Origin of the sequence: Pseudomonas sp. GD03858 (assembly GCF_029840925.1) — a bacterium.
In the GTDB taxonomy this organism is placed as follows: Bacteria; Pseudomonadota; Gammaproteobacteria; order Pseudomonadales; family Pseudomonadaceae; genus Aquipseudomonas.
Map to the genome: position 1 here is coordinate 1 of NZ_JAOCDM010000171.1, position 7753 is coordinate 7753.

A 7753-nucleotide genomic window follows, 5' to 3' on the forward strand; every position below is an offset into this window, starting at 1 on the left:
AGAAGTGCACCTTGACCAGGAAGCTCATGGTGTTCTGATCGGTGGTGAAGGTGTCGCTGTCCTTGATGCCGTATTTGTTCTTCCAGTAGTCGTACTCGATACCCACGTACAACTGCTTCTCGCCCAGGTGCAGCGCCTTGCCCAGGTCGTACTTGACCTGCGGGTTGAAGTGCAGGTTCGCCTGGTAGGTGCCGCGACGGTTCTCGTCGTTGTCCACCACCCAGTCCATGAAACCGTCGATGAGAATGTCGGAGGAGCCCACCGGGATGGTGTATGACCACACCGGGGTGATCTGCCAGACATTGTCACCTGGGCGGCTGCCGTCGGTGGTGCGCTGGTAGAAGTTCAGCTGGAAGTAGTCGAAGCCTGGGATGTTCAGGTCGAAGCCGGGACCGATCAGGTAGGACTCGGTGTCACCCTCGCCGAACTCGTAGGTCATGGCCAGCAGCACGTCCTTCACCGGGCCGAACTCGAGCTTCTGGTCGAAGATCTTACCGAACGACAGGCGCGGGCTGATTTCGCCGTAGTAGGTGTTCGGGCCGTTGCTGGCGTCTTTCTTGCCCTGGTAGAAGATCTTGTCGAAGAAGATGAAGTTGTCGCCGTACTTCCACGCATCGGCGTGCTCGAAGGTCACGGTCTGCTGGATCTCGGGGTTGACCTTGAAGTTCTTGCCCCACAGGTAGGTGAGGCTGTTGTTCTGCCATTGCAGCAGGTCGCCGGCTTGGCTGGCGCCACAGGCCAGCAGGCCACCGGCGAGGATCAGGCTATTGATGGTACGCATTGCGAGTGTCGCTCCCTTTATTGGATCTGTTGTCAGCGCTCGGGCGCTGTTCTTGTCTTTTGGGTCAGCTTTTTTCAATTGGCCACAGCTGTTTGGCAAGAGCTGCGCCAACTTTTCCGCGTTGGGCACAACCGTCCTGCTCGACGTCTTTCTGAACAGATGAAATGGGTATTTCTGGCTGGCAACACGTTGGCCAACCGCCCGAAATCATTGACTGAGCGGTCAGTAAACGCGGGCAGGGATCCTTCCTGCCCTGATCGAGGGGGCGCGCAGATTACTGGCTTGCGCGCCTGGCCTCAAGTGCTCCGTCCTGGAGCACGGTGCTACACGCTTGAGCGTTCGGTCAGATCTTCAGAAATGCACCTTGACCAGGGCGCTGGCGACGCTCTGGTTGCTGTCGACGTTGCCACGGCTGTCGATGCCGTACTTGTCCTTCCAGTAGCTGTATTCGAACCCGACGTAGAGCTGTTTGGCGCCCAGGTTCAGGGCCTTGCCGAGGTCGTACTTGACCTGCGGGTTGAACTGCAGGTTGGCGTGGTAGGTGCCGCGGCGGGTCTGGTCGTTGTCGACCACCCAGTCCATGTAGCCGTCGATCAGAATGTCGGATCTGCCCACGGGAATGGTGTAGGACCAGGCCGGGGTGATCTGCCAGACGTTGTCGCCGGGGCGGCTGCCTTCGGTGTTGCGCACGTAGAAGTTCAGGGTGAAGTAGTTGAAGCCGGGAACATTCAGGTCGAAGCCGGGGCCGATCAGGTAGGCCTCATTGTCGCCTTCGCCGCGTTCGTAGGTCATGGCCAGCAACACGTCCTTGACGGGACCGAAGGCGAACGAGCGGTCGAAGATCTTGCCGAGCGACAGGCGCGGGCTGAATTCGCCGTAGTAGGTGGTCACGCCTTTGCCGGGGTCGGCCTTGCCGTTGTAGAAGATCTTGTCGACGAACAGGAAGGTGTCGCCGTACTTCCACTTGTTGGCGTGCTCGAAGGTAATGGTCTGCTGGATGTCGGGATTGACCTTGAAATCCTTACCGTACAGGTAGGTCAGGCTTTCGCCGTGCCACTGCAGCCATTCGCCGGCGTGGGCGGGGAGGGTGGCCAGCAGACTGCTGCCCAGCAGAGCGGACGTGGTGATGCGCTTCATGTTGTATTCCCGGACTTATTGTTTTTGTTTGGGCTTTTTCGGCGCGCGAGCGCCCCGGGCGGCCCATTCCGGCGGGCCGACGGTGCAACGGTTACTGCTTGGGTCGAGCAGGGCGGCAAGTGCTGCCGCCCCTCATCACTCAATGCTGGTGGCAGGCGTCGTTGTGCGCGGCGCGGTCGGCGCCACCGAGAATGTTGAACAGCAGGTTCAGCACCAGCGCGCTGAGCGTGGCCATGGCAATGCCACTGTGGGTGATCGGTTCCATCCACTGCGGCATTTGCGCGAAGAACTCCGGCCGCACCACCGGGATCAGGCCGAAGCCGACGCTGACCGCGACCAGCAGCTGGTTGCGCCGGTCGGCGATGTCCGCTTCCTGGAGAATCTTGATCCCGGTGGCGGTGACCATGCCGAACATGGCGATGGACGCGCCGCCCAGTACCGCGGGCGGGATCGAGGCGATCAGGAAGGCGGCCTTGGGCAGCAGGCTGAGCAGGATCAGCAGCACGCCGGCCATCACCGTGACATAGCGGCAGCGCACCCCGGTCATCTGCACCAGGCCGATGTTCTGGGCGAACGAGGAGTGGGTGAAGGTGTTGAAGAAGCCGGCGATGAACGACGCGCCGGCGTCGCACAGCAGGCCGCGCCGCAGCATGCCCGGCGTGACTTCACGGTCGGTCACCTTGCCCAGGGCGAGGAACATGCCCGTGGACTCGACGAAGATGATCACCACCACCAGGCACATCGACAGGATCGGCGCCAGGCTGAAGGTCGGCATGCCGAAGTGCAGGGGGGTGACCACCTGCAGCCACGGCGCCTCGCTCAGGCCCGACAGGTCGACCATGCCGATGGAGCCGGCGAGCACGTAGCCCAGGCCCATGCCGACCAGTACCGACACATTGACCCAGAAACCACGCATGAAGCGGTTGATCAGCAGGATCACCGCCAGCACCAGGCCGGCGACCATGAGGTAGATCGGTGCGCCGAAGGCTTGCGCCTCATGTCCCCCTCCGGCCCAGTTGACCGCCACCGGGAACAGTGACAGGCCGATGGAGGTGATGACCGTGCCGGTCACCAGCGGTGGGAAGAAGCGCACGACCTTGGACATGAACGGCGCGATCAGCATGCCGAAGAACCCGGCGGCGATGGTCGCGCCGAAGATCCCCTGCAGGCCGACGCCAGGCATGCCGGCCATGGCCACCATGCTGCCGACCGCGGCGAAGCTGGCGCCCATCATGACGGGCATGCGGATGCCCACGGGGCCGATGCCGAAGGATTGGATGATGGTGGCGACGCCGGCGACCAGCAGGTCGGCGTTGATCAGGAAGGCGACTTCTTCGCGGGACAGGCCCGCCGCCTGGCCGATGATCAGCGGCACGGCGATGGCGCCTCCGTACATCAGCAGAACGTGTTGCAGACCCACCAGGATCAGCTGGAACAAGGGCAGGGGCTGTCGTGGCGGCGCAACAGGGATGTACGCCTTGGGTGACTCGGACATGCAGCACCTCGAGTTTTGTTTTTATTCTCGGATCCAAGCCACAAGCTTCAAGCGGCAAGCTTCAAGTAGAAGCTTGTGGTATCCGCTCGAAGCCTGAGGCTCGATGCTTGCTTGTTGCCTGACGACTTACAGCTTGAGGCTTGCAGCTTGCGGCTGCTCTTTAGTTGACCTGCGCGCCTTTGGCGATCCAGTCGCCGACCAGCTTGCGCTCTTCAACGGTCATCTGGGTGATGTTGCCCAGCGGCATGATCTGGCTGGCGACGGCCTGTGCCTGGATGCGCGCGGCCTGGGCCTGGATCTGCTGCGGGGTGTCGAACATCACGCCGCCAGGGGCGGCGCTGAACAGCGGGCTGGTCGGCTTGGCCGAGTGGCACACGGTGCAGCGTTCCTGGATGACGGTGTGGATCTTGTCGAAGTTGCCGGTGGCCGCCTGGGCCGTGGCCTGGGCAGGTTCCGCGGCCGGTGCCTGGGCAGGCTTGGCGGCCTCCTCCGCGCGCAGCTCAGCGGCGGTCTTGCCACCGACGGCAGTGGCCGGCAGCGGCTGGTATTCGACCTTGGCGGCAGCCTGCTCGGGGGCGGTCGGCAGCGGCTTGGGACCGGTCACGTAGGCCAGGCAGATCATCGCCAGGGCACCGGCGGGCAGGGTCCAGGCGTACTTGTTGCTGTCGTGGCGGGTGTTGAAGTAGTGACGGATCAGTACCGCGGCCACCGCGATCCCTGCCAGGATCAACCAGTTGTACTGGCTGCCGTAGGTGCTCGGGAAGTGGTTGCTGATCATGATGAACAGCACCGGCAGGGTGAAGTAGTTGTTGTGGCGTGAACGCAGCAGGCCCTTGGCCGGCAGCACCGGGTCGGGAGTCTCGTTCTTCTCGATCGCCGCCACCAGCTGGCGCTGGGCCGGCATGATGATGCGGAACACGTTGCCGACCATGATGGTGCCGATGATCGCGCCGGTGTGCAGGTAGGCGCCACGGCCGCTGAACACCAGGCTGAAGCCCCAGCAGGCGGCGATGATCAGCACGAACAGCACGGCGCCGAGCAGGGCCGGTTTCTTGCCCAGGGGCGAATCGCACAGGAAGTCGTAGATGAACCAGCCGGCGACCAGCGAACCGATACCGATGGCGACGCCCTCGGGACCGCTCAGGGTGCTGCCGGGGGCCAGCAGGTACAGGGTCGGGTTCCAGTAGAACACCACGCACAGCAGGGCGATACCGGACATCCAGGTGAAGTAGGCTTCCCATTTGAACCAGTGCAGGTTCTCGGGCATTTTCGGCGGCGCCAGCTTGTACTTCTCGAGGTGGTAGATACCACCGCCGTGGATGGCCCATAGGTCACCCGACAGCCCGTCGCGCGGATTGCTCCGGTTCAGGTTGTTTTCCAGCCAGACGAAGTAGAACGATGCACCGATCCAGGCCACGCCGGTGATCATGTGAACCCAGCGAATGCTCAGGTTCAGCCATTCGTGAAGGTGTGCTTCCACAGTATGTACCTCTTGCCAGTCACCTTTTAGATGACCGACCCTTTCTTATTGGTGGGGATTGAGGATCAACATCTGTTCCTCGGGGAAGTAATGCTCATCGCAGTTGTTGCCGGAACCACTGCGATCAACCACCAGGAAGTCATCCCGCTTTTCGATCGTCAGCACCGGGTGGTGCCAGACGCCGCGATGGTAATTGATGCCCTGCCTGCCATTGCTGCGGAAGGCGCGGACCAAGCCTGATACAGGTGCATCGCCAACGGGCGCGACCACGATCAGAAAGGGGTTGCCGAGCAGCGGGATGAAAGCCTGGCTGCCCAGCGGATGGCGTTCCAGCATGTGCACGGTCAGCGGCATCTCCAGCGCGTCGGCGCGGAAGATGCTGATGATCGCCTTGTCTTCGGGCTCGGCGGTTTCCACCGTGGCGAGCTTGTGGAAGCGCATGGTCGAGCCGTTGTTGATCATGAAGTGGTCGCTGCCGTCGGTTTCGATCACGTCACCGAAGGGGGCGAAGGCTTCTTTGGTCAGGGGCTCGATCATCAGGGTGCGCATGCGGTTATCTCTTCTATGTTCGTTGTTCTGAAATAAGGCTCAAGCGGCAGCGGTCACAGCTGCAGCAGGCGGAACAGGGCGATCAGGTTGATCTGCGCCAGGGCTTCCTTGAACTCGGCATCCGGCTCGTTGTGGATGCGCTTTTCGAAGGAGGCGAGGATCTGGTGCCGGTTGCTGCCCTTGACCGCCATGATGAACGGGAACTGGAACTTGGCCTTGTAGGCGTCGTTCAGCTCGGTGAAGCGGGCGAACTCTTCGGCGGTGCACTGGTGGATGCCGGCGCCGGCCTGTTCGTTGGTGCTCGATTCGGTCAGCTCGCCCTGGATGGCGGCCTTGCCGGCCAGGTCCGGGTGGGCGTTGATCAGCGCCAGTTGCTCGGCGTGGCTGGCGCTGAGCAGGATGTCGCTCATGCGCTGGTGCAGCGCCTCGATCTCGTCCAGCTCGGCCAGCTGGCCCAGGTCGTAGGCTTTCTCGGCGACCCACGGCGAGTGCTCGTAGATGTCGGCGAAGGCCTTGACGAAGGCGTCACGCTCCAGGGAGGAGGGTTTGAGGGTCTGGAAGGCGGTCATCAGGCGTTCTCTTTTTTGTACGGGTGGGTGGCGTGCCAGTGGCGGGCGATGTCCGCGCGACGGGCGAACCAGACCTGGTCGTGGCTCTTGGCGTAGTCGACGAAGCGCTTGAGCGCGGCCAGGCGCGCCGGACGGCCGACCAGGCGGCAGTGCAGGCCGATCGACAGCATCTTCGGTGCCTCGGCACCCTCGGCGTAGAGCACGTCGAAGGCGTCTTTCAGGTACTGGAAGAACTGCTCGCCGCAGTTGAAGCCCTGGACCTGGGTGAAGCGCATGTCGTTGGTGTCCAGGGTGTAGGGGATCACCAGGTGCGGCTTGTCGGTCGGGTTGTTCGGCTCCCAGTAGGGCAGGTCGTCGTCATAGGTGTCGCTGTCGTAGAGGAAGCCGCCTTCCTCCATCACCAGGCGCCGGGTGTTCGGGCCAGTGCGGCCGGTGTACCAGCCCACTGGGCGCTCGCCGGTGATCTCGGTGAGGATGCGGATGGCCTCGAGCATGTGCTCGCGCTCTTGCGCTTCATCCATGTACTGGTAGTCGATCCAGCGGTAGCCGTGGCTGCAGATCTCGTGGCCGGCTTCGGCCATGGCGCGGATCACGTCGGGGTGGCGCTGGGCGGCCATGGCCACGGCGAAGATGGTCAGCGGCACGCCGCTGTCCTTGAACAGCTTGAGCAGGCGCCACACGCCGGCGCGGCTGCCGTATTCGTAGAGCGACTCCATGCTCATGTTGCGCACGCCCTGCAGTGGCTGGGCGGCGACCATTTCGGAAAGGAACGCTTCGGACTCCTTGTCGCCGTGCAGGATGTTGCGCTCGCCACCTTCTTCGTAGTTGAGCACGAAGGACAGCGCAATGCGGGCGTTGCCCGGCCACTGCGGATGAGGTGGGTTGTTGCCGTAACCGATCAGGTCGCGAGGATAGTCAGCGCTCACTGCAGTCTTCCTTCTTGTTCGTTAATGCGGTGGGTGGGCGGGCCGCGTCGGGGTGTCGCACCACCGGATGGGCTGATTGTATACAAGTTCTTAATTCTTTTGTAAGCCTGTTTTTCCGCATTTCTTCCCATTTGTCGCGTGAGAATGGCTTGCAAGAAACCTGCCCGATTGGTCAGTTAATGCTGTGGGGTGCGTGATGGCGCGAGTCTTTGCGACTGGTGGCTTGTTCTGTGGGGATTGCGCGGGAGGGGATAAAAAATTGTGTACAATTTGTCGCCGAACTGTCTTAATGGCGTCATTCCCGCACGCCGAAGGCCTCGCGCCCGGTGCTTGCCGAGTATTTTTTGCCCACGCATACGACAAGAGGCGACAAGCAAATGGGACGTTTGACCACACACGTACTGGACGCCGCGCATGGCTGCCCGGGCAGCTCGATCAAGGTCGAGCTGTACCGCGTCGAAGGCCAGCAGCTGGAACTGGTGAACACTGCCCTGACCAACAGCGATGGTCGCGTCGACGCGCCGTTGCTGCAGGGTGACGACTACCGCACTGGCGTCTATCAATTGCAGTTCAGCGCCGGCGACTACTACCGTGGCAAAGGCGTCAAGCTGCCGGACACCGCGTTCCTCGACGTGGTCGTGCTGCGCTTTGGTATCGACGAGAAGCAGGAGCACTATCACGTGCCGCTGCTGATCTCGCCGTACAGCTATTCGACCTATCGTGGAAGCTAGTTGGTCGCTAGAAGAATCTTCGTAGGTCCTTGGCCCGCTCTCACACTGGCGGGCTTTTTTTCGTCTGTTGTTTTTCAGTTTGGGC

The 7753-nt window shown here is 62.3% G+C and carries 8 protein-coding genes; 1 reads left to right on the top strand and 7 read right to left on the bottom strand.

Annotated features, from left to right (window positions below; translation table 11 throughout):
* From N5D48_RS25130 to puuE, 7 genes are all read right to left on the bottom strand, one after another.
* A partial coding sequence (locus N5D48_RS25130) for an outer membrane protein OmpK (protein WP_279888761.1) occupies positions 1-781 on the bottom strand: 781 nt, incomplete at its 3' end.
* Between the two features lie 351 nt (positions 782-1132).
* Positions 1133-1918, bottom strand: a complete 786-nt coding sequence (locus tag N5D48_RS25135) for an outer membrane protein OmpK (protein ID WP_279888762.1) — start codon at positions 1916-1918, stop codon at positions 1133-1135.
* A gap of 139 nt (positions 1919-2057) precedes the next feature.
* Positions 2058-3413 (bottom strand): nucleobase:cation symporter-2 family protein, encoded by a 1356-nt coding sequence (locus tag N5D48_RS25140; protein WP_279888763.1) that lies wholly within the window; start codon positions 3411-3413, stop codon positions 2058-2060.
* 160 nt (positions 3414-3573) lie between these two features.
* Positions 3574-4893, bottom strand: a complete 1320-nt coding sequence (locus N5D48_RS25145) for a urate hydroxylase PuuD (RefSeq protein ID WP_279888765.1) — start codon at positions 4891-4893, stop codon at positions 3574-3576.
* Between the two features lie 45 nt (positions 4894-4938).
* The gene (locus tag N5D48_RS25150) at positions 4939-5442 is read right to left on the bottom strand and encodes an ureidoglycolate lyase (protein ID WP_279888767.1); all 504 of its coding nucleotides are present in this window, start codon (positions 5440-5442) and stop codon (positions 4939-4941) included.
* 53 nt (positions 5443-5495) lie between these two features.
* Complete coding sequence (gene uraD / locus N5D48_RS25155) at positions 5496-6011, bottom strand: 2-oxo-4-hydroxy-4-carboxy-5-ureidoimidazoline decarboxylase (protein WP_279888768.1); 516 nt, start codon at positions 6009-6011, stop codon at positions 5496-5498.
* The gene (gene puuE, locus N5D48_RS25160) at positions 6011-6937 is read right to left on the bottom strand and encodes an allantoinase PuuE (protein WP_279888769.1); all 927 of its coding nucleotides are present in this window, start codon (positions 6935-6937) and stop codon (positions 6011-6013) included. Before puuE ends, uraD begins: the two co-directional genes overlap by 1 nt.
* Before the next feature lie 377 nt (positions 6938-7314).
* Here puuE and uraH point away from each other — a divergent pair, with 377 nt between their 5' ends.
* Positions 7315-7668 carry a hydroxyisourate hydrolase gene (uraH, locus tag N5D48_RS25165; RefSeq protein ID WP_279888770.1) on the top strand — a complete coding sequence of 118 codons (354 nt, stop codon included), beginning with the start codon at positions 7315-7317 and terminating at the stop codon, positions 7666-7668.
* Positions 7669-7753: the final 85 nt, after the last annotated feature.